At 33.3% G+C, this 21,129-nt stretch carries 24 protein-coding genes and 1 pseudogene; 8 read left to right on the top strand and 17 right to left on the bottom strand.

Annotated elements, in window-relative coordinates; genetic code table 11:
- Nucleotides 1-94: 94 nt before the first annotated feature.
- The 4 genes from hemW to queA all read left to right on the top strand — a co-directional run bounded on the left by hemW (nucleotide 95) and on the right by queA (nucleotide 3,392).
- Entirely contained in the window at nucleotides 95-1,150 is a 1,056-nt protein-coding gene (gene hemW, locus DMB91_RS00120) for a radical SAM family heme chaperone HemW (RefSeq protein WP_034904101.1), read from the top strand.
- Between the two features lie 65 nt (nucleotides 1,151-1,215).
- The gene (gene tatB / locus DMB91_RS09205) at nucleotides 1,216-1,641 is read left to right on the top strand and encodes a Sec-independent protein translocase protein TatB (protein WP_034904103.1); all 426 of its coding nucleotides are present in this window, start codon (nucleotides 1,216-1,218) and stop codon (nucleotides 1,639-1,641) included.
- A complete protein-coding gene (gene tatC, locus DMB91_RS00110) occupies nucleotides 1,634-2,374 on the top strand; it encodes a twin-arginine translocase subunit TatC (protein WP_034904105.1) in 741 nt (246 codons plus the stop codon). The genes tatB and tatC overlap by 8 nt, the downstream gene beginning before the upstream one ends.
- Nucleotides 2,364-3,392: a tRNA preQ1(34) S-adenosylmethionine ribosyltransferase-isomerase QueA gene (queA, locus tag DMB91_RS00105; RefSeq protein ID WP_034904107.1), complete on the top strand. Its 1,029-nt coding sequence runs from the start codon at nucleotides 2,364-2,366 to the stop codon at nucleotides 3,390-3,392. Before tatC ends, queA begins: the two co-directional genes overlap by 11 nt.
- Nucleotides 3,393-3,555: 163 nt before the next feature.
- Here the strand turns inward: queA and mrdA are convergent, their stop codons facing one another.
- From mrdA to DMB91_RS00045, 12 genes are all read right to left on the bottom strand, one after another.
- Nucleotides 3,556-5,379 (bottom strand): penicillin-binding protein 2, encoded by a 1,824-nt coding sequence (mrdA, locus tag DMB91_RS00100; RefSeq protein ID WP_034904109.1) that lies wholly within the window; start codon nucleotides 5,377-5,379, stop codon nucleotides 3,556-3,558.
- Nucleotides 5,376-5,885: a hypothetical protein gene (locus tag DMB91_RS00095; RefSeq protein WP_052043181.1), complete on the bottom strand. Its 510-nt coding sequence runs from the start codon at nucleotides 5,883-5,885 to the stop codon at nucleotides 5,376-5,378. The genes mrdA and DMB91_RS00095 overlap by 4 nt, the downstream gene beginning before the upstream one ends.
- 1 nt (nucleotide 5,886) lies before the next feature.
- Entirely contained in the window at nucleotides 5,887-6,477 is a 591-nt protein-coding gene (gene yihA / locus DMB91_RS00090; protein WP_034904112.1) for a ribosome biogenesis GTP-binding protein YihA/YsxC, read from the bottom strand.
- Nucleotides 6,474-6,935, bottom strand: a complete 462-nt coding sequence (gene lptA, locus DMB91_RS00085; RefSeq protein WP_034904114.1) for a lipopolysaccharide transport periplasmic protein LptA — start codon at nucleotides 6,933-6,935, stop codon at nucleotides 6,474-6,476. The genes yihA and lptA overlap by 4 nt, the downstream gene beginning before the upstream one ends.
- The gene (locus tag DMB91_RS00080) at nucleotides 6,917-7,423 is read right to left on the bottom strand and encodes an LPS export ABC transporter periplasmic protein LptC (protein WP_034904116.1); all 507 of its coding nucleotides are present in this window, start codon (nucleotides 7,421-7,423) and stop codon (nucleotides 6,917-6,919) included. The genes lptA and DMB91_RS00080 overlap by 19 nt, the downstream gene beginning before the upstream one ends.
- Nucleotides 7,414-7,902 (bottom strand): KdsC family phosphatase, encoded by a 489-nt coding sequence (locus DMB91_RS00075; RefSeq protein ID WP_034904118.1) that lies wholly within the window; start codon nucleotides 7,900-7,902, stop codon nucleotides 7,414-7,416. Before DMB91_RS00075 ends, DMB91_RS00080 begins: the two co-directional genes overlap by 10 nt.
- Nucleotides 7,903-7,929: 27 nt before the next feature.
- Nucleotides 7,930-8,757, bottom strand: a complete 828-nt coding sequence (locus DMB91_RS00070; protein ID WP_034904121.1) for a septal ring lytic transglycosylase RlpA family protein — start codon at nucleotides 8,755-8,757, stop codon at nucleotides 7,930-7,932.
- Nucleotides 8,711-9,841 carry a lytic transglycosylase domain-containing protein gene (locus DMB91_RS00065; RefSeq protein WP_034904257.1) on the bottom strand — a complete coding sequence of 377 codons (1,131 nt, stop codon included), beginning with the start codon at nucleotides 9,839-9,841 and terminating at the stop codon, nucleotides 8,711-8,713. Before DMB91_RS00065 ends, DMB91_RS00070 begins: the two co-directional genes overlap by 47 nt.
- Nucleotides 9,842-9,849: 8 nt before the next feature.
- Nucleotides 9,850-10,656 carry a TatD family hydrolase gene (locus DMB91_RS00060; protein WP_034904123.1) on the bottom strand — a complete coding sequence of 269 codons (807 nt, stop codon included), beginning with the start codon at nucleotides 10,654-10,656 and terminating at the stop codon, nucleotides 9,850-9,852.
- Nucleotides 10,647-11,894 (bottom strand): response regulator, encoded by a 1,248-nt coding sequence (locus DMB91_RS00055; protein WP_034904126.1) that lies wholly within the window; start codon nucleotides 11,892-11,894, stop codon nucleotides 10,647-10,649. The genes DMB91_RS00060 and DMB91_RS00055 overlap by 10 nt, the downstream gene beginning before the upstream one ends.
- 205 nt (nucleotides 11,895-12,099) lie before the next feature.
- Complete coding sequence (locus DMB91_RS00050) at nucleotides 12,100-13,626, bottom strand: AAA family ATPase (protein WP_034904128.1); 1,527 nt, start codon at nucleotides 13,624-13,626, stop codon at nucleotides 12,100-12,102.
- A gap of 25 nt (nucleotides 13,627-13,651) precedes the next feature.
- Entirely contained in the window at nucleotides 13,652-14,512 is an 861-nt protein-coding gene (locus DMB91_RS00045) for an NAD(+) kinase (protein ID WP_034904130.1), read from the bottom strand.
- Between the two features lie 82 nt (nucleotides 14,513-14,594).
- Between DMB91_RS00045 and aspS the strand changes: the two genes are divergently transcribed.
- The 4 genes from aspS to msrA all read left to right on the top strand — a co-directional run bounded on the left by aspS (nucleotide 14,595) and on the right by msrA (nucleotide 18,036).
- Nucleotides 14,595-16,346 (top strand): aspartate--tRNA ligase, encoded by a 1,752-nt coding sequence (aspS, locus tag DMB91_RS00040; RefSeq protein WP_034904133.1) that lies wholly within the window; start codon nucleotides 14,595-14,597, stop codon nucleotides 16,344-16,346.
- Nucleotides 16,343-16,918 carry an adenylate kinase gene (locus DMB91_RS00035; protein ID WP_034904136.1) on the top strand — a complete coding sequence of 192 codons (576 nt, stop codon included), beginning with the start codon at nucleotides 16,343-16,345 and terminating at the stop codon, nucleotides 16,916-16,918. The genes aspS and DMB91_RS00035 overlap by 4 nt, the downstream gene beginning before the upstream one ends.
- Nucleotide 16,919: 1 nt before the next feature.
- The gene (ppa, locus tag DMB91_RS00030) at nucleotides 16,920-17,438 is read left to right on the top strand and encodes an inorganic diphosphatase (protein WP_034904139.1); all 519 of its coding nucleotides are present in this window, start codon (nucleotides 16,920-16,922) and stop codon (nucleotides 17,436-17,438) included.
- 73 nt (nucleotides 17,439-17,511) lie between these two features.
- Nucleotides 17,512-18,036, top strand: coding sequence for a peptide-methionine (S)-S-oxide reductase MsrA (gene msrA / locus DMB91_RS00025; protein WP_034904260.1), 525 nt, complete (start codon nucleotides 17,512-17,514; stop codon nucleotides 18,034-18,036).
- A gap of 228 nt (nucleotides 18,037-18,264) precedes the next feature.
- Here the strand turns inward: msrA and DMB91_RS00020 are convergent.
- The 5 genes and pseudogenes from DMB91_RS00020 to DMB91_RS00005 form a co-directional block, all read right to left on the bottom strand.
- Nucleotides 18,265-19,074 (bottom strand): annotated as a pseudogene (locus DMB91_RS00020) (type ISP restriction/modification enzyme); the annotation flags it as partial.
- Complete coding sequence (locus DMB91_RS09240; protein WP_409513456.1) at nucleotides 18,990-19,304, bottom strand: type ISP restriction/modification enzyme; 315 nt, start codon at nucleotides 19,302-19,304, stop codon at nucleotides 18,990-18,992. The pseudogene DMB91_RS00020 and the gene DMB91_RS09240, both read right to left, overlap by 85 nt.
- A gap of 175 nt (nucleotides 19,305-19,479) precedes the next feature.
- Entirely contained in the window at nucleotides 19,480-19,692 is a 213-nt protein-coding gene (locus DMB91_RS00015; RefSeq protein WP_142930367.1) for a hypothetical protein, read from the bottom strand.
- Between the two features lie 63 nt (nucleotides 19,693-19,755).
- On the bottom strand, nucleotides 19,756-20,532 hold the full coding sequence (locus DMB91_RS00010) for a hypothetical protein (RefSeq protein ID WP_260604854.1): 777 nt from the start codon (nucleotides 20,530-20,532) through the stop codon (nucleotides 19,756-19,758).
- Nucleotides 20,529-21,129, bottom strand: a 601-nt coding sequence (locus DMB91_RS00005) for a bacteriocin (RefSeq protein ID WP_260604853.1), incomplete at its 5' end; no start/stop codon positions are given. The genes DMB91_RS00005 and DMB91_RS00010, both read right to left, overlap by 4 nt.

Below are 21,129 nucleotides of genomic sequence, written 5' to 3'. Positions count from 1 at the left end.
CTCAACTTTTTATTTTTTTAGTCTAATTTTAACCTAATATAAATCAATTTTTTATTAAAATTTTCTCAAATTCCATTTAAATTAAGGCTTATTTTTGCATTTATATCTTCATATCCCATTTTGTGAAAGCAAGTGTCATTATTGTGCTTTTACTTCTTTAGCCACAAATAAACTTGAAAAACCTTATATGTCAGCTTTACTTAAGGATATAAAAACCCAACTCTATCAATTAAACGCACGAAAGCAAAGCATACAAACACTTTTCATCGGTGGGGGCACACCAAGCGTGATTAAAGCTTATTTTTACGAGCCTATTTTTGAGTTTTTGCAAGCATTTTTAGCCCCAAATGCCGAGCTTACAAGTGAAGCTAATCCAAATTCAGCAGATAAAAATTGGCTTAAAATGATGAAAAGTTTTGGTTTGAATAGAATTTCTTTTGGTGTGCAAAGCTTTGATGAAAAAAAACTTCATTTTCTAGGACGCATACATCGCTTTAAAGAGGTGCTTGAAGCTCTTGAAAACGCAAATTTTGTCGGCTTTAAAAATATAAATATCGATATGATTTATGATACAAAAATGGACACAAAAAAAATGCTTGATTTTGAACTTGCAAATTTAAATTCTTTAAAAAAGCTTTTTACTCATATCAGTGCGTATCATCTTAGCATAGAAAATAATACGGCTTTTAGCAAAAAATTGCATTATAAAAAAAATGCTTCAAATTTGATGAAATATTTTATTAAAAATATAGAAAATTTAGGCTTGAAGCAGTATGAGATAAGCAATTTTGGTAAAAAATGCAAGCATAATTTAGCCTATTGGCAAGGTAAAAACTATATAGGCTGTGGTTTAAGCAGTGTTGGTTTTAAAGATGATAGACGCTTTTATACCAAAGCAAATTTACAAAGCTATATCAAAGAGCCTTGCTTTCGAAAAATGGAACTTTTAAGCAAAGAAGATTTGCACTTAGAGCATTTATTTTTAGGACTAAGAAGCTGTGTAGGCATAGATGAAAAAAGACTGAGTCAAAAAGAGCTTGAAAAAGCTTTGTTTCTAAGCAAGAAAGAAAAGCTTATCTACAAAAATCATCGTTTTTTTAATACAAATTTCTTGCTTAGTGATGAAATTGTCTTATTTTTGCAAAACTAAAAGGAAATTTTAGGCAAATTTGTGTAAAATTAAGCCTTGAGTTTTAAATATTAAAAGGAAAAAGTATGAGTATGGGCGAGATCATCATTATTATTATCGTAGCGATCTTAGTCTTAGGACCTGATAAATTACCAAGCACTATAGCACAGATTGCTAAAATAATCAAAGCCCTTAAAAAACAAGTCAATGAAGCCAAAGAAAGTATAGAAAAAGAACTCCAACTTAGCGAACTTAAAGAAGAAAGTCAAAAATACAAAGATGAATTTTCAGAGTATAATCAAAACATAAGAAAAAAGCTTAGTTTTGAGGAATTTGACGAACTAAAAAAAGAAATTCTAGCAGATACAAATGAGATTAAAAAAGATCTTAGTATCATAGAAAATGACTTAAAAGAAGCCCAAAAACATATTGATGAGAAAAATTTAAATTCAAACGATATGAAAGAAAAAAACCAAGAAACTAGGGAGTCAAAAGAGGTAAAACATGTTTGAAGAACTTCGCCCTCATTTAATCGAGCTAAGAAAAAGGCTTTTTATCAGCGTTGTTGTGCTTCTTGGCTTTTTTATCGTGTGCTTATTTTTCAATGAATACCTTATCAGTATTTTAACTAAACCTGTTCGTGATGCCCTGCCTGAACTTTCAAACAAAATGACTTTCACAGAGCTTACTGAACCTATCTTTACTTCGATGAAGGTGAGTTTTTTTGCGGGCTTTATCCTTGCTTTACCAGTGATTTTTTGGCAACTTTGGAAATTTATAGCTCCGGGACTTTATGATAATGAAAAACGCATGGTTATCCCTTTTGTCGTTTCAGCTACCATTATGTTTTTACTTGGAGCTGGATTTTGCTATTTTATCGCTGTGCCTATGGCGTTTGCTTTTCTCATTCATTTTGGAGCTGTAACGCAAAACTTAGCTCCATTAATCAGCCTTGGACCTTATGTAGGCTTTTTTACAAAACTAATGATTGCTTTTGGCTTAGCCTTTGAAATGCCTGTGCTAACCTTTTTTTTAGCAAAACTTGACCTTGTTGATGATACTTTTTTAAAAAAGCATTTTAGAGTAGCAGTGCTTGTTATCTTTATCTTTTCAGCCCTTATGACTCCACCTGATGTGCTTTCTCAATTTTTGATGGCTGGACCTTTGTGTTTGTTATATTTGCTTTCTATCTTTATTGCTAAGAAAATCAACCCAGCCCAAAAAGAAACACTTGATGAGAAATGACGAGGATTTGCGTGTCGCAAGTTATGATTATAATTTGCCTCAAGAATTCATAGCCACAAAACCAATTTTACCAAAAGAAAATGCCAAGCTTTTAGTCTATGAGCGAGCAAAAGAAAAGATAACGCATACTTTTTTTGGAAATTTAGAGCAGTTTTTACCTCCTTGTGCTATCGTTTTTAACGATACTAAGGTTATAAAGGCTCGAATTTATGGCACAAAACAAAGTGGAGCAAAAATAGAACTTTTATATCATAAAACCTTAGCTAATGGACTTTTTTTAGTGCAGATTAAAGGCAGGATAAAGCCAAAAGATATTTTGGAATTTGATTTAAATTTAAAGGCTGAAGTTGTTGCGTTAGGTGATGATGGTTTTAGAAAGGTGCGTTTTTTTGATACGCAAAAAGAACTTAGTGAAAATGAGCTTTTTTTAAAGCTTGAAAAAATCGGACATGTGCCTTTGCCTCCTTATATCAAAAGAACTGATGAAAAAAGCGATGAGATTAATTATCAAAGCGAGTTTGCAAGGCATAAAGGAAGCATTGCTGCACCTACTGCAAGTCTTCATTTTTCAAAAAACCAGCTTAAAAAACTTGCCTTAAAACATGAAATTTACACGCTTACTTTGCATGTGGGTGCTGGGACTTTTAAAAGTGTTGAAACTGAGTTTTTAAATGAGCACAAAATGCACGCTGAACGCTTTTTCATAGATGAAAAGCTTATAAAGCTTTTGCAAAGTGATGAACCTATACTTGGCGTTGGCACCACCACGACAAGAGTGATTGAAAACTTTTTAAGAACTCAGCAAAAAAGCGGAGAATGCACACTTTTTTTGCACCCTCATAATCCACCTTTAAGGCAAAATTATTATTTTTTAACCAATTTTCATCTACCAAAATCCACTCTTATCATGCTTGTAGCAAGCTTTATAGGTAGAAAAACGACATTAAGGCTGTATGAAGAGGCTATAAAACAAAATTACCGCTTTTATTCTTATGGAGATGCCATGCTCATACTTTGAAAACGCAAATTTTGATCAATTTACAATTTAATTTTTTACATAAAATTTTACACATTTTTAGTTTTTTTGTAGTTATTTCTGCGAAATGAAGTTTAAATTATGCTTGAAGATATGTTATGAAATCTACAAAAAGCAATATCTCAACAATATAAAACAAAGAGACTTATTTTTCGTCTTCAAAATATTTTAGTTCGAGCATTTTTTTATAAATCGCAACTGTAAGTTCGCCTGAATTTATGCTTCTGCCGCCGTGTTCAAGTAAGACGGTTACGACATATTGAGGCTTTTTATAAGGTGCAAAACTTGTAAGCCAAGTGTGCGAACGAGAATAATACTTTAAGTCTTTTTCCCTAATGTTTTTCTTTTCAGCTTGAGAAAAGCCTACCACTTGAGCCGTGCCTGTTTTTCCAGCTACACTTAAAGGTAAATCTTTAAAAAAGCGATACGCTGTGCCACCTTCTTGTTTAGTAACAGCAAGCATAGCTTCTCTTAAAGCAGGCAATTGACTTTTCTCAAAGACATTAAAAAGCTCACCTTCTTCGTCTTGTTTTTGGTATTCTCTTCTTACATTTTCGTCAAGTTCGCCTTCGATCTCTTTAAGAAAATGTGGATTAACATTTTTTCCAACAGCGATTTGAGCAGTATATTTAGCCACTTGCATAGGCGTAACTAAGAAATTACCCTGCCCTATACTTGTATTTAAGGTTTCTCCTTGATACCAAGGCTGTTTATAACGTTGTATTTTCCATTCTTTACTTGGAACTGTGCCAACAAACTCATTTGGCAAATCTACTCCTGTTTTATTCCCAAATCCTATTTTACCAATAGTTGAGCTGATTTGATCTATGCCTACTTTTAAGCCACCCTCATAAAAATACACATCACAACTTTGAGCAATAGCGTGCTTAAGGTTCATATTTCCATGCCCTGAACGATTCCAGCAGCGAAAATTTCTGCCTCCTAATTCTATCAAGCCAGCACAATAAAACTCTGTAGCGGTATTAATACTTCTTGAGTTTAAAAAAGCAAGAGCTGTGCCCATTTTGATGATAGAACCGGGTGGATAAAGCCCATTAACCATTTTATTCGTAAATGGATGATCTGGGCTATTTGAAAGCTCTTTCCAATCCTGCATTGAAATTCCAGTAACAAAAGGATTTAAATCATATTCTGGAAAGCTTCCAGCAGCTAAAATAGCCCCAGTGTTTGCTTCCATAATGATCGCAACGCCAGCATTATCAGCAAAGAGCTCGCTTAAAAAGCTTTGTAATTGAATATCTATAGTTAAGCTTATGTCATTTGAATTTGTTTTTTGAAAAGAAATTTCTTCTATTTCTTTGTTGTGTGCATTGACTTTTACCTCACGCACACCTTTTTGTCCTTGCAAAATTTCATTATAATACCGCTCTATACCACTTTTTCCGGTGTAATTTGTCAGTTTTGCAATCTCATTTTCATTCATATCTTGCAAATTTGCCTTGCCGATATAGCCGATGATATGACTTGCTAGCTTGCCATAAGGATACCTTCTTTTAACAATAGGCGTAATTTGTAAATTCTCTCTTAAGTTAAGCTGAGAAAAATGCGGTATCATCTCATCATAAGGGATAAAATCTACAATATTAATAAAATCTTGATTATAATAAGAATCCTCTTTAATATAATTTCGCTTTAAAAGCGTAACATTTAGATCAGGAAAGGTTTGCGAAAGCACGAAAAGCTCTTCATCTAAAAGCCCTTGATTTTGCTTTTTTATATTTAAATAAGGCTTTATAGCAATACTAAAACCAAGATCATTGTCTGCTAAAAGCTTACCTTTGCTATCTTTAATCAAGCCTCTTGTAGGAGGCAAAAATTTTGTTTTTATCGCATTTTGCTTTGCCATTTCTTCATAATATATATTTGATTTTATGCTCAAATAATAAATTCTGCTTAAAAGCAAAACAAAAAATAAAAAGATAAAAGCGACAACCAAACGCATTCTCATCGGATTTTATCCTTAAAAAAAAGATAGCAAAACAAAGCTTCTACACCCATGCTAATAAAATACTCACTACCAAAAATTTTAATATTTACATTGTCAATATAAGAAAGAATACTATCAAAAACACAAAATAAAAGATAAGTGCAAAACACAAAAAATATCGGAATAAACTTGCCAATTTTAAAATTCGTCTTAATCCAGTCCGCACAAAAACAATAAAACACAAAAAAACAAATCCACGACACAAAAAGGTAAAAATCATGCGTTATATCAATAAATAAAAGATATACTAAAGAAAAATACCAACGAAAATCAAGATCGTATAAAGTCTCATCTTTTTCTTGAAGCAAACTATACATATAACAAAAGAAAAAACCAATCAATATAGGCAAATATGTGAAAATAGAGCTTAATACCTGATAAAAAACCAACACCAAAGCTAGAAAAATATAGGAAAGATCAATGTTATAATGTAAAGTTTTGTTTGTGCCGTATTTTCGCCTTGCCATTTTATAGCCCCAAACTTTGCTTAAAAAGCTCATTTTCAAGCTCTTCTAAGCCTTGTTTTGCTGTGCTTGATATAAGAAAAGCATCTTTAAAGTTTTGCTTAAGCTTTGCTTTTTGACTTTGATTAAGCTTGTCAGCCTTAGTAAAAACCCTTAAAATTCTTTGATCAACTTGCAAAAAGCTTTGCAAATACCGTTGCAAGCCCTCATCAAGCTCTAAATTTGTATGCCTTGCATCAACTAAATGCACAAAAAGCTTGATTTGCCTTTGCTTGCGTAAAAACTCATCTAAACTCTTATGCCATTGTTCTTTTGTGTCTTTATTAACCTTAGCGTAACCAAAACCGGGTAAATCTACAAAAATGAAAGTATGTTTTTTTTCATCAAGCTTAAATACAACCTCAAAAAGATTGATAAGCTGTGTTTTTCCGGGCGTGCTTGAGCTTTTTGCCAAACTCTTTTGACGACATAAAGCATTGATTAAAGAGCTTTTTCCTACATTAGAACGTCCAAGAAAAGCGATCTGCGTGCAAGCTAAAGGCGAGTTTTCATCGTATTTGGCTAAAGAGCTTATAAATTTGGCACTAATAATCACTTTTCCTCCAAATCAAACACAAAGCGAGCAGGCTGATTTTGCTTGCTTGTAACGCTATAAAGATTTTTTTTTCTATTTACAACAATCTTGTCACCAAAAAGTTTTTTTCCACTTTCAAGCTCTTCTATATAAGCATTTCCGTTAATCTCATAAGTATCTTGTGCTACGATATAGACAAACTCATCTCCACTGCCTTTATAATTTTTGCCATTAAGAACGATATCAAAACAAGCTTTTCCAGAGGCTATATACCTTGTAGGCTTACGGCTTTCATTGGTAAGGATAGTCAGTTTTGCTGAACGTAAAATGTCTTTTTCGTGCTTTACGATGACATTGCCACTAAGCACATTTTGACCTTTTTTTTCATCTGCGTAAAAATGGCTCGCACTCACTTCGATCTGTCCAGCATACAAAATAAGAGTAAGGCTAAAAAAAAGTATCAATTTGACTCTAACCACGCCTTTACTCCTTTGATATTAAGCTCTTTATTTCGCACATCATAAATCAAACTTTGCCCAGTAAACATATTTACGCCCCTATATGCCTTAAACTTAGTTTGCGTGCTTAAAAGTTTTTGCGTTCTATCATAAAGCAAGCTTTGGGCTTCTATACGCGTTTGATTGACATCCTTGTATAACACATTGCCTTCAAGTTTGGTATTTTTTTGACTTAAGTTGAGTGTATTTGCGCTTAAATTATAATCATAGCCAAAAACTCTAAACTCGGTAAAAATATCATCTTCTCCATACCTACTCCAACTTGAAGCTTGAAAATGAGTAAAAACTTCGCTTGAATTGAGCTCATATACTTCAATATGCTTAGATTCGACATTTTTAAAATCAATCCCATAGGGCTTAAAATCAATAAAATAAAAATCTTGAGTACTTAAAAAAACAAGAACTAAAGCAAAAATTCCCATCAAAGTAGCAAAGATTTTTATCGCCAAAGCTCATTCCACTCTCTTTGCATTTTATTATATTTGATGATATATTCTATCATCTCAGCTACTGCACCATCTCCGCCTTTGTGAGCAAGGCTTTTATCTACTTTTAAAGCTTTGTGGGCATTTTTAGGCTTAAAGCTTAATTTTACGGCTTCTAAAAGGGCAATATCATTATAATAATCCCCAATAGCTGCACTTTGCTTGAAATTTAACTTCAAGCTTTTAAGCACTGATTTAGCACAAGTAAGTTTATCCTTTACGCCTTGATACACAAAATCAATTTTCAAGTCCTCTGCTCTTGTAGCGACACATTCGCTTTTTCTACCTGTAATGATAGCTATTTTCTTACCAAGCTTAAGCCATGCTTCAATAGCTGCACCATCATGCACATGAAATTCTTTTATTTCTTTATTGTCCGAAGTATAGATGATCTTGCCATCTGTTAAGCACCCATCAATATCTAAAAAAATAAGCTCTATCATCACAAAAACCTTTTTTTTATTCTCTTTTTATTCCCTTACGACAAAAGCACCGATGAAAGCTCCACTTTTTGCAAAATCTCTCGCCTCATCTTCACTTCTAAAGCCTATTAAAAATACTCTATTAAGCCCATCTTTTGCACTCGTTCTTACTATAGCGGTATAGCCTTGATAATTTTTATATTTTTGTGCTGTGCTTTGAGCACCCTCTTGAAAACGAAAAGCCCCGATTTGCACCATAAAGCCTCCACCTTCATACACCTTGCCATTATCTACAATTTCGCCATCTGTGCCTAAATTTACATTTTGTTGAACAAGTTGATGTGAGCTATCTACAGAACCAAAGCCTATAACTTCAAGGCGAACTGGAGCTGTGCCACTTTGAAGCATATCAATTTGACTTGCTGCACTCTTTGAAAGATCGATAATTCTGTTATTCACAAAAGGTCCTCTGTCATTGACGCGAACGGTAGTTTTGCGTCCGTTGTTTAAATTTGTTACACTTAAAATAGTATTCATCGGCAAGGTTTTATGAGCTGCGGTAAAGTCATTTTGATTATAAGTTTCGCCGTTTGAAGTTTTTTTGCCATGAAAACCCGGTCCATACCAGCTTGCGATACCATCGGCTGTTTCACCTACTTCAACAACAGTTGGATAATAAGTCTTGCCATTAACCGTATAAGGTTTCATCGTGCCTTTTGCACCAGAATTTGCGGCGTCTTTGTTACTTTTAAAATCTTTGCTTGGATAATATACACTTGGTGCTCTTGAGCTTGTCAAACCACATGCACTGATAAACAAAGCAAGAAAACTAACGGCTAACGAGTTTTGTAGTCGTTTTATTTTGAGTTTTTGCATAATTATACTCCTGTTTTGGTATTGGAATCACAAGCTTTTGTTTGATACTGAGATGATTTTTTTTGATTTTATTATACGCTCTTATGGAAGCGACTGAAATTTTGTATTTTTTGGCTATACTATAAAGCGAATCACCGGACTTTACGATATAAATTTGCGTTTTTGGTATAGTTGTATCAACCTTTGCAAGCTTTGTTGTATCGAGCTTTTGTTTAAAACTTTCACTTTTATTTAAAGGCAGATATACAAAAACTTCTCCATTTGGAGGGGTAAAATCATAACGAAAATGCGGATTATAGCGTTTAAATTCAGCAAAATCCAAATCAGCAAGTTTTGCCAAATCCTTCAAAGAAACACTTTGAGGCACTCTTACTTTGCTAAATTCATGAGAAAGAGAATAATTAGCAAAGGCTAAATTCTGCTCAAAAACAAAATCCTCATTGTTTGCCAAAAATGCTAAAGTGAGAATTTTGCGTATAAAAACCCTTGTTTCAAGTGGAATGTATTGTTTATCCGCATCAAGCAAGATACTTAAATCATCACTTCCAGCCTCTTTTATAGCTTGATGAAGCTTGCCACTACCACAATTATACGCTAAGATAGCCAAATACCATTTACCAAACTCGGCTTTTAAACTTTTAAGATAGTTTGTTGCTGCAAGCGTGGATTTAAACACATCTTTACGCTCATCAATATAAGGATCAACACGCAAGTCAAGGCTTTTTGCTGTATTTTCCATAAACTGCCACACTCCAATAGCTTTAGTGCGTGAAGTGCTATGTGTTTTAAGCCCTGATTCAACGATAGCAAGATACAAAAATTCTTTTGGTAAATCTTGTTCGTCAATGATTTGCCGAAGCACTGGAATAAACTCATAATTATTTTCAGCTGAAACCACAAGGGTTTTTGAGTGTAGTTTTTTAAGCTCGTTTTTCGCTTCAACAAATACAGGATCGCCAATAAAACTACTTTCTATATCAAGCGTTCTTAGAATTTCAATTTGATTTTTGTAATATTCTGGTGCAAAAACATTGGCAAAAAGTAAGCTTTGAGCCAAGAATGATAATAAAACTATTTTTTTTATGACAATTTTCACGAAGCTTTGTTCTCCTTAAAAAATAACTCCTTAGCATTATGCGTGCAAAGTGTGATAAGATCATCTCTTGACATGGCTAAAAGCTCTGCCATTTTACTTGCGACAAAGTGCGTTAAAATAGGCTCATTTCTCTTTCCCCTAAAAGGCTCTGGGCTAAGATAAGGAGCGTCAGTTTCAAGCAAAAGCTTCTTTTTTGGGATTTTTGGCAGTATAGAAACTAAATTTTTCGCATTTTTAAAGGTTAAAACCCCACCTATGCCAAAATAAAAATTACACTCATGTAAAGAAAGCAAAAGCTCACTTGCATTAAAGCAGTGCAAAACTCCACCTACAAGCTTTGGAGTGTATTTTTTAAGCGTTTGATAAGTATCATCATTTGCTTCTCTTGAATGGATAATCACTGGTTTTTGAAACTCACAAGCAAGTTCAAGTTGAGCCTCAAATACAAATCTTTGAGAAGCTTTCATAGCCTCATCTTTGGAACGATAATAATCAAAACCACACTCGCCCACAGCCACACATTTTTCATGTGTGATAAGCTTTCTTAAAAGCTTTTCATCAAATTTATCGCACTCATAAGGATGTGTTCCTACCGCGAAATAAAGTTCTTTATAACGCTCGCAAAGTTTTACCGCCCTGTTTAAATCTTGCGGATTTGCTGCTGGAATGATGACTTTGTCAATGGCATTTTTAAAGCTATGCTCTAAAAGTTCATCAAGATCATCAATAAAAACTTCACTATCTAAATGACAATGCGTATCAATGATCTTTGCACTTGTGCTAAAATCGAGCTCTAAAAACATACCTCTGCCCTATCTTTTCCACTATCTTTTGCACTTTGTAAAGCTTTGTTTGCTTTCAAACTCAATTCATTTAAATTTGCCCCAGCTTTACCAAAAGTTATGCCTATGCTAGCAGTGAAAAAAAGTTCATCAAAAGAAACTAAAATACTTTTATTTTTGATATTTACTCGTATCGATGAAAAGACTTTAATCGCTTTTTCACTACTGATATTTTTAAGCAATATACAAATTTTTTCTGTGCTAAAATGTCCCACTATATCCTTACCCATAGTTTCATTTAACGCTTCTTTTACCGCACTTTTAAGCACCGCATTTCCTATATCAAAGCCGTATTCTTCATTGATAAAATTTAAATTATCTATATCTAGGTATGCAAAGGCAAATTCCTCATCACTTCCTTGAATTTCCCTTAGATAATCCTCGAGTTCGCTTTTCAAGGCTACTGAATTTTTTGCTCCTGTTAAAGGCTCGATATCTGTAAAAGTGCTAATAAGCTCAAAGTCATTCATATATTTTAAAAGCTTATCAAGCCTAGCATTAAAAAGCTCTTTGCTAAAAGGTTTAGCGATAAATTCATTTACATTATTGCGAAGCAAGCTTGCTTCAAGAGCATCATTTTTTTCGCCAACTATGATCATGCCAAGTTCTGTTTTAGAGTATTTTTCTCTAATCTCAATGAGTAAATCCAAGCCGTTCATCACAGGCATTTGAGCATCTGCTATGATAAGCTTTGTATCTGCATTATCATTAAGATAATTTAAAGCTTCTTCGCCATGAGCTGCGACAAGGACATTAAAAAGCCTAAGATTAAATATCTTTTTAAGTTCATTTCGCTCGGCAACCTTACTTAAAGCAATGATGACTTTACTTTTTCTATTTTTGTTTAACAGATCAATCGAGTTTATAATCTGTTCTATGCAGGTTTTGCTTTCTTTGTAAATATACGCAAGTATATCTTTATCCATGAATTTTTCTCTAGTTTGTGCATCATTACTTGCTGTTAAAACTATAGTCGGCAAACCAATCTCAAGTACATAATCAACGATTTCTCCATCATTCGCATCAGGCAAACACAGATCAGCAAAACACAAAAAATATCTATTTCCTTGCTCAAAAAGCCCTATAGCTTCAGTAAAAGAAAAAGCCGTATCCACTTCAAAATGCAAAGCACTTGAAATTTTTTTAGCCAAAAGTTTTGTAAGCATTTTATTATCATCAATGATAAGAATTTTTTCCATGAATATCGCTTTATATTTTGGTTTAATAAAGCCTTAATTTTAGCATTTCTTTGTTATAATTTTGCTTAAATTTAGGCTAAAAGCTAAAGAATTTCAAGTTTTTATTATCAAAAAACGCGTCTAAAATATAAAAAGTTTGTAGTTTTACTTTTACTTACAATATATTATTTATATATCTAAAATTTCAAATAAGATATATTAAAACTCATTTTGCATTTTCAAGCAAAGTTTTAGCAAATTCTAGAGCTTGAGTTGTGATTTTTTCGCCACTTACCATTCTTGCTAGTTCATTTACCCTTTCATCTTTTTCAAGTCTTCTTACTATGCTTTGCGTGCCTTGTTTTTCGACTAAAAAATGATTACACGCATAAGAAGAAAGTTGAGGTAAATGAGAAATGGCAAAGATTTGATAATACTTTGAAAGTTCATCAAGCACCTTAGCTATACTCATAGCTTCCTTTCCGCTTAAATTCGCATCGATTTCATCTAAAAAGATAATGCCTCTACCAGCATTTAAAATCCTACATTGTGTGGCGATAAATGCAAGTCTTAGGCGGTTAAGTTCGCCTGAACTGAGATTTTTAAGTCCGGTTTTATCAATCTCAAGATTTACCACATCAAAGCCAAGCTCATTAAGCTCTGTTGTATTCAAGCTTAGATGAATATTTTTCATATATAAATTCTGTAGATATTCGTTTAAAAATTTCTCAAGTGTGTTTAGGTTTTGTTTTCTTTTTGCACTGATATTTTGGGCTAAACTTAAAACTTGTTCTTCAAGTTCTTTAAGTTGAATTTCAAGCTCCTTTTTTTCAAAGCTTAAATTCTCATAGCGAGCAAGTTCTTTCTTTTTTTGTTCTAGGACAAGTAAGGCATTTTCCACACTTTCATAACGTTTTATCAGTCCTGATAAACTTTCTATACGATCAAGCACAGCTTCTATATCAAATTCAATCTCATCAAAACTTTGTTTTTCAGCAATAACCCTAAGTTCGTTTAAACAATCAGAAAAAAAACTCGAATCCACTTCACTTAAACTCAAAGCCTCCAAAACGCTTTTTTCAAGAGCAAAAATTCCATTTGCTTGAGCCCAAGCTTGCTCGATCTTATCCTTTTTTGAAAGCCTTTTTTTGAGATTCATCAGTTCCTCAAACTCGTTTGGCTTTGGATTGATCTGTTCGATTTTTTGAATTTGAAGTTGGGCAAGTTCTTTAAGTTCTTCTACTTTTTGCTCTTCTTTTAAAAGTATTTCAAGTTCATTTTTTACCTGCAAAAATCGCTTAAAAACTTCGCTAAATTCAAGCTTTAAATTTATAAAATTTGCATCTTTTTGTTCCTCAAGAGCATCAAGCAAAAATAAAAAATTTTCATTTGAAAACTCGTTATTTTCCTTTGCACTAAGATATTTTACAAAGCCTTTACAAAGTTGATTTAAGGACTTTTTAGCGATACTTTGGTTATTGATGAAGTATTTTGTTGCTTTATCTTTAAGCATTTTAAATGAGTTTTCTTCTTCAGCAAAAATACCAAAATCGTTTAAATCAAGCCTATCATTAAGTTCAAGTTCTACAAATTTCGCTTCAGAATCGCTCAAAGCAAAGGCTGAAAGTATGCCCTTAAAAAGCACAGATTTTCCAGCCCCACTTAAACCCGTAAAGACTGTTAAACCGGGCTTTAGGTCAAGCTCGGCAAGCTTAAATCCCACATTTTCACGCATAAAAACTTTAGTAATCATTTATCCCTCATTAAAAAGCGAAAAACTAATTTCCCCACTGCAACTTCTCTTTTAAAACTTGAAAATAACTTCTGTTTTTTCTATATATCAAACGAACACTTTTATCACTTAAACCAAGCTGCACGCTTTTAAAGTCTTTGAGTAAGAAATTCTCTTGTCCATCTATGCAAAGCACACAATCGCTCGCTTGCACTTCAAGCTTAAAACACCTTGGCAAAACGATAGGGCGTTGGGTAAGTGAATGAGAACAAATAGGTGTAAGCAAAAAAACTTCAGCCAAAGCATAAACTATAGGACCATTTGCACTTAAATTATATGCTGTTGAACCAGCTGGAGTAGCGATGATAAGCCCATCTCCATTATATTCGTTAAACACCTTACCTTTTTCTAGAACTTTAATATGCGTCATTGAAAAAGAATTACTTTGACGAAAAACAGCGTCATTAAAGGCGATTTTATTAAGTTTTGTGCTGTCTTTTTTTTCAAGATTTATCTCAAGTAAAAAAGATTTTTCAAGCCTAAATTCGCCCCGAAAAAAATCTTCAAAAAAATCCTCAGCCTCACTCACTTTAAAACCCGTTAAAAAACCAAGATTACCAGCATTGATCCCTAAAACTGCCTTATCATACTTCCAAAGCCTGCGACATAAGGATATAAGCGTGCCATCGCCACCCAAAGAGATGATAAGATCGCATTCTTTGCAAAGTGTGTGAAAGTCAAACCTTATCAAATCAAGCGTGCAAGAACTTTCATCACTTAAAAAAAGCTCTATACCTCTTGCCTTTAAAAGCCTTGCAAGAAAAGCAATTTCATCATCAAGCTGTGTATTATGCCTTGAAACAAGCCCTATTTTTCGTATATTTTTATAATTTAGTTCATTTTGCATAAAAAATTATAACAAAACTTAGCAAAATAAAAGGCTAAATTTATTATAATCTTGTAAATATTTTCATCAAAAAAGGAAAAATTTGCGAACTCATTATAATACAGATTTAGATATAAATAATGTAGGACAAGAAGTAAGATTGTGTGGCTGGGCAAACAATTACCGCGATCATGGTGGAGTAATTTTCATCGATTTGCGTGATAGAAGTGGGCTTATCCAATTGGTTTGTGATCCAAACGATAGTCAAAAAGCTCATGAAATAGCCTCGAAAATAAGAAACGAATTTGTTCTTATTGCTAAAGGAAAAATCCGCCCAAGAGGCGAAGGTTTAGCAAATCCTAAGCTCAAAACTGGGCAGATTGAAGTTGTAGTTGATGAACTTATCATCGAAAATGAAAGTTTTACAACCCCTTTTGGCATAGGCGATGAAAGCGTAAATGAAGAATTAAGGCTAAAATACCGCTTCTTAGACTTAAGAAACCCTAAGCTTTTTGAAAATTTCTCCCTTCGCTCAAAGGCTTGTATAGTCGCACGAAATTCCTTAACCAATATGGGATTTTTAGAGGTTGAAACGCCTATTTTAACAAAAGCTACTCCAGAAGGAGCAAGGGACTATCTCGTGCCTTCTCGTGTGCATCAAGGCGAATTTTATGCTCTACCTCAAAGCCCACAGCTTTTTAAACAGCTTTTAATGTGTGCTGGTTTTGATCGCTATTTTCAAATCGCAAAATGTTTTAGAGATGAGGACTTAAGAGCTGACAGGCAACCTGAATTTACTCAAATTGATGTTGAGTTAAGTTTTGGCGGAGAAGATGAAGTTATAAAGGTGGCTGAAACTTTTTTAAAAGATATTTTTAAAGCCTGTGGCAAAGACATACAAATCCCTTTTATGCGAATGACTTACAAACAAGCTATGGAGGAGTATGGCTCTGATAAGCCGGACTTAAGATTTGACTTAAAACTTGTTGATGTTATCGATATTTTTGCCCGATCAAATAATGAAATTTTTGCAAAAATCGCTTCAGATTCTAAGAAAAACCGCATAAAAGCCTTAAGAGTGCCAAAGGGCGATACCATCTTTTCAAAAAGACAAATGCAAGGCTTTGAAGAATTTGTGCGTAAATTTGGAGCAGCTGGGCTTGCTTTTATACAGGTTAAAGAAGACGGACTTAAGGGTCCTCTGTGTAAATTTTTTGAACAAAAAGACTTAGATGAGCTTGTAAAAAGATGCGAACTTGAGGTGGGCGATGTGGTGTTTTTTGGGGCTGGAGTGAAAAAAGTCGTGCTTGATTATATGGGGCGATTTAGGGTGTTTTTAGCTCAAAATTTAAATATCATCGATGAAAATAGACTTGAGTTTTTGTGGGTGGTTGATTTTCCTATGTTTGAGCAAAATGATGATGGTTCTTACTCAGCCATGCACCACCCCTTTACCATGCCAAAAAATATAGATGAAGAGGATTTAGAAAAAATTCAATCAATTGCTTATGATGTCGTTTTAAACGGCGTTGAATTAGGCGGAGGGAGTGTAAGAATTCATAAAAATGAAATTCAACAAAAAGTCTTTAAGCTTTTAAATATCAACGAAGAAGAGCAAAATGAAAAATTTGGTTTCTTGCTTGACGCGCTAAATTTTGGAGCACCGCCACATGCGGGCATAGCCATAGGACTTGATAGACTTATCATGCTTGTAAATAAAGCAAATAGCATTAGAGAAGTCATCGCCTTTCCAAAGACACAACGCGCACAATGTCTGATGACTGATGCACCTTCAAAGCCAAATGCTGAAGCAATGAGAGAACTTGGACTTAAATTAAGGGAGAATGTGAAATGAAAGAATTATTTTTAATCATAGGAGCACCCGGAAGTGGTAAAACCACCGATGCGAGCATTATTGCTCAAGATGATGAGCAAATTACGCATTATTCAACAGGAGATTTACTGCGTGAAGAAGTGGCTAAGCAAACAGAACTTGGCAAGCTTATCGATAGCTTCATCTCAAAGGGAAATTTAGTGCCTTTAGAAGTAGTGGTAAATACCATACTTTCAGCTCTTAAAGCTGCACCAACACCTATTATTCTGATCGATGGCTATCCAAGAAGCATAGAACAAATGCAAGCCTTTGAAACAGAGCTTGAAAAACACAAAGAAGTTAAGCTAAAAGGCGTAATCGAAATCGCAGTGAGTGAAGCTGTAGCTAAAGAAAGAGTGCTAGGACGAGCACGTGGGGCTGATGATGATGAGAATGTGTTTAATAACAGAATGAAAGTATATATTGAGCCTTTAAAAGAAATTCAAGACTTTTATAAGGCAAAAAATCTTCATTTTGTCATCAATGGCGAACGCAGTATAGAAGAAATCGTCGCTGATATCAAAAAACTTATACAAGAAAAGAAAGGAAAGTAAAATGGATATCTCAAAGATACAAATAGGAAAAATTCCAGACAAAATCAACGCAGTGATAGAAATCCCTTATGGATCAAGCATAAAATACGAGCTTGATAAAGATAGCGGAGCAGTGTTTGTAGATCGCGTTATGGCTAGTGCAGTGTATTATCCGGCAAATTATGGCTTTATCGCTAATACCTTAGCAGATGATGGTGATCCTGTGGATATACTTGTGCTAAATGATTATCCTATACAAGCAGGAGCGGTGATGCCTTGCCGTTTGATAGGTGTCTTGATCATGGAAGATGAAAACGGGATGGATGAAAAGCTTTTAGCTGTGCCAAGCGATAAAATAGACGCTAGATATAAAGAGATAAAAAGCCTTGATGATATGCCAAAGGCAAGCCTAGCACAAATTAAAAATTTCTTTGAAACTTATAAAATACTTGAGCCTGAAAAATGGGTAAAAGTGCAAGATTTCAAAGGTGTAGATGAGGCAGTTAAAATCCTAGAAAAAGCTGTTAAAAACTATAAATAAGTCTTAAATTTAAGCTTATTTATAAAAAGCTAGAATTATACAAATGAAAAAGTTTATTTTAGGGATGTTTGTGATGATAAACATTGCTTTTGGCAAAGAAATCATTTTAGGTGGTGGTTGCTTTTGGTGTGTTGAGGCAAGCTTTGATCGTGTTGAGGGCGTGCTTAAAACTGAAGTTGGCTATAGCGGTGGCAAGGCAAATCCTAGCTATGAAAGCGTTTCAAGAGGCGATGGCAACATAGAAGTAGCAAAAATCAACTATGATGAAAGTCAAATCAGCCTTGAAAAGCTTTTGGAGCTTTTCTTTGTCATTCACGATCCAACAAGCAAAGACAAACAAGGCACTGATGTGGGAGTGCAATATAGATCAGTGATTTTTTATGAAGATGAGGCGGATAAAAAGATAATTCAAGCTTTTATCACAAAGCAAGCCTCAAACTACGCAAAACCTATAGTTACGCAAGTAAGCAAACTTCAAAACTATACAAAGGCTGAAGAATATCATCAAAAGTATTTTGAGAAAAACCCAAATCAAGCGTATTGTCAAGTCATCATCGCCCCTAAAATCAAAAAACTTGAAGCTCATCTTGACAAATAAAGCTTTAAAGCAAAATTTTAAACTTAAAAGAATTGGCTTTTCTTTCTGTTTGGCTTTGATCTTTGCAAATTCAGCTTTTGGCGATGATTTTTTATTTGCCGATTTTAGAGCCCTATAATCCTAAAAACAAAATCAAAAAAGGTATAAAACGTTTAATTCTACAACCTCAAATATCACTCAACACTATACGAACTCTTATGCAAATAAAAAATAAGTTGCAAACTCTAACTAAACTAGCCCCACTCTTGCAATCTCTTCTTCTATCTCTAAACTTTTGCTTAAGGTTTGAATGATTTTTGTAAAATATTCAAAATCTATCTCCTCGCCCTTGTGGCTTTTGAGGTATTTATCCAAAACTTGATAACCGCCGATTTTATATTCCCACACTTCCTTAGCAACTCCGCAAAAATGCAAAGAATCATTTACAAAAAGCTTTTGGTCTTTTGCGATATAATTTGGTTTTATGATTTGCAAGTTTTTGTCGTTATCGTCTTTAAACAATGCCTCACCGATAGATTGAATATTATCAAATTTATGCGAAAGCGGAATGTCTATTGTAGAATCTTGCATTAAATGTGTAGCGATTAATTCTTGTCCCAATGCACTTAGAGTTAAAAATTTCTCTTTGGATTCTACAAATAAAATCTTTGGAAAGTCAATTTTTAAAAAATCAATATATTTTTCTCTATAGTCTTTATGAAAAAACACAGCGTAGATATAGCCTAGAATCACTTCAGGGCTAAAATGTTCGTTATATTTAGAATCAATAAAGCTTCTAAATTCATGGGTGAAGTTTTCCAGCCGTAAATTTAGAGAATAATTATAAAGCGGAAAAATATTACTCCCACCTCCTACTAAGTGTAAATCAATCAAGGTATTTGCAATTAATATATTATCCAGCCCATTTACTCCACAAGTGCGATAACAAACTAAACCAACATTATTTTGTAACATTAAATTTTGCACTGCTCCAGCAGGACACCCCAAAAACCCTTTAGATTTTCCAGTAAAATAAATATATTTAAAGTCAAAAGGCTTAAAATGTACCTTTTTATAAGATTATCATTTAAGTTTGTTTGTAAAAACTCTTGCTTTGCGTTTTGAATTGTCCAGTCTCTAGAATCTTTTGGTAAGTTAAAATATGTTCTGTTTGATTCAATTTCTTGTTTGCTAAAAAGTTCTATACGATTTTTTAATTCATCTTTAGAATTTGCATAGCAAAAGAAGTCTCTATAAGTGCAGATTCCAAGCCCTGTTTTAGCAAAAATCTCTTTAATGCTCTACCCTTCATTATAGGCTTTTCTTAATTTATTATTTTGAATAAAAAATTCATAAGTTGGAAATTGCGACTTCAAGGTTTGCCAAGTGATAGAATCTAAAGTGTTTTCATAGAGAAAGGTGTATTTGTCCTTGCGTTTGCCATATAAATCACAATAGAATACTTCACATTTTGGTGTATTGCTTAGAGATTTTTTTAGGTTTTGTCTTTACAAAAATGCTTATACCTGCACCTTGTTTAATGTCAAATACATTTTCATCCTTGCTTCCGTCTGGACAGACTTCGTATTTGTTGCTATCTCCGTGTAAATTAAGCAAATAAATTTTATCAAAAGAATTAAGCAAACTCTTAGATAAAGCTAGAGTTTTAAAAGCCAAAGAGGCTTAAAAATATAAAACTCTTTTTACTTTATATTATTTTAAATCAAAGTTTTAATATTCTTAAGCTCTTATATCTATACCCTTTATATTATTTAAACCCATTTGAGAAATAATCTTTCTAAAATTATCATTACTTGTATCATCATCACTTGTTTTCATACCAAAAAGAATTTTTAACTCTTCACTTGTGCTAAATTTATCTTCTAAGAGTTTTTTTAAAAATTCACTTCTTATATTGTCATCTTTGTAAGTTTCTTTGTTTTTACTTTCACCTTGTATGGGTTTAAAAGGTTTTGTTTCTTGGGTTTGGTTTGCTTGATTGTCTTTTGTTATTGAGGTAGAATTTACAGAAGCGTTTTGATTGTTATCTTGCAATTCTTTATGAACTTGTTCTTGAGGTTTTTTTTGTGATGAATTATTGCTATTAAAATTAAACAAATATTTTTGTTGAAGCTCGCGATATTTTGTTTTAAATTCATCTATACTTTTGCTCGTATGAAAGACTTCAGTATAAGCTTCATCATAACTCACCCCGTCAATTTCCATCCAATGCGTCGTTGTATTTTCATCTATCCATTTAAATAAACTTTTGGTTTCGGATTCTGATAATTCATTTTTTCTAAGTTTATCTTCTATTGAGCCTTCAAGTAATCCTACTTTATCACTTAATTTTTCATAATACTTGTATACAGTTATAAAACTATTGCCAAGTGTTTCTCTTGCTTCTCTTGTAAGTTCAGGATTTCCATTTTGAATACCTTCGTCTCTTATCTTAGTAAGTGTTTCTAGCGGATTATTTCCAAAACATCTATTAAAAGAGCTTAAGGTTATCATCATCTTGTATACCATCCTCCAAGATCAGATTCCATTTGTCCCTTATACTTATTTGCCATTTCTTTAATAATCATATTGTTATTTAGCATTCCGCTTGAATTAAAATTATACATTTGTTTGGCTTGAGTATCATATGCTCCAACGCCATAAGTGAAAAGTACATAAGGTTTTCCTAAATCAGAAACTTTTACTTGTCTTTTAACTATGTAGACAGGAAGCATAGAAATAGAATTTTGTGTTACTTGTAAAAATGCTGTAAGTCTATTTGCACTAGGATTAGAACAAGTTTCTTGATCTATACCACAAAGTCCTTTTGGTGCATTTGCATTGTCTTGAAAATAATTTACCATATACTGTAATTCTCCTTCAGTATATTTTGCTATGGCATAGGCCTCATCTGCCGGGTTCCATTTAGATCCATTATACAAAGGAATGACTTGATACCCACCCTTAACCTCTTTCATCTCATCAAGGCTAAGAACTTTAACACCTTTAGAGTTATCACTTAAGGCACCTTGAGTAACTTTAGCTAAAAAATCATCTGCTAAAGCTGAACTTACAAACAAAGAACCTAATGCTACAAGGCTAAGAATTTTCTTT

Source organism: Campylobacter sp. MIT 97-5078, from assembly GCF_006864455.1.
In the GTDB taxonomy this organism is placed as follows: Bacteria; Campylobacterota; Campylobacteria; order Campylobacterales; family Campylobacteraceae; genus Campylobacter_D.
Note: the sequence above shows the minus strand (reverse complement) of the source record. Positions and strands in the feature narration are given on the sequence as shown.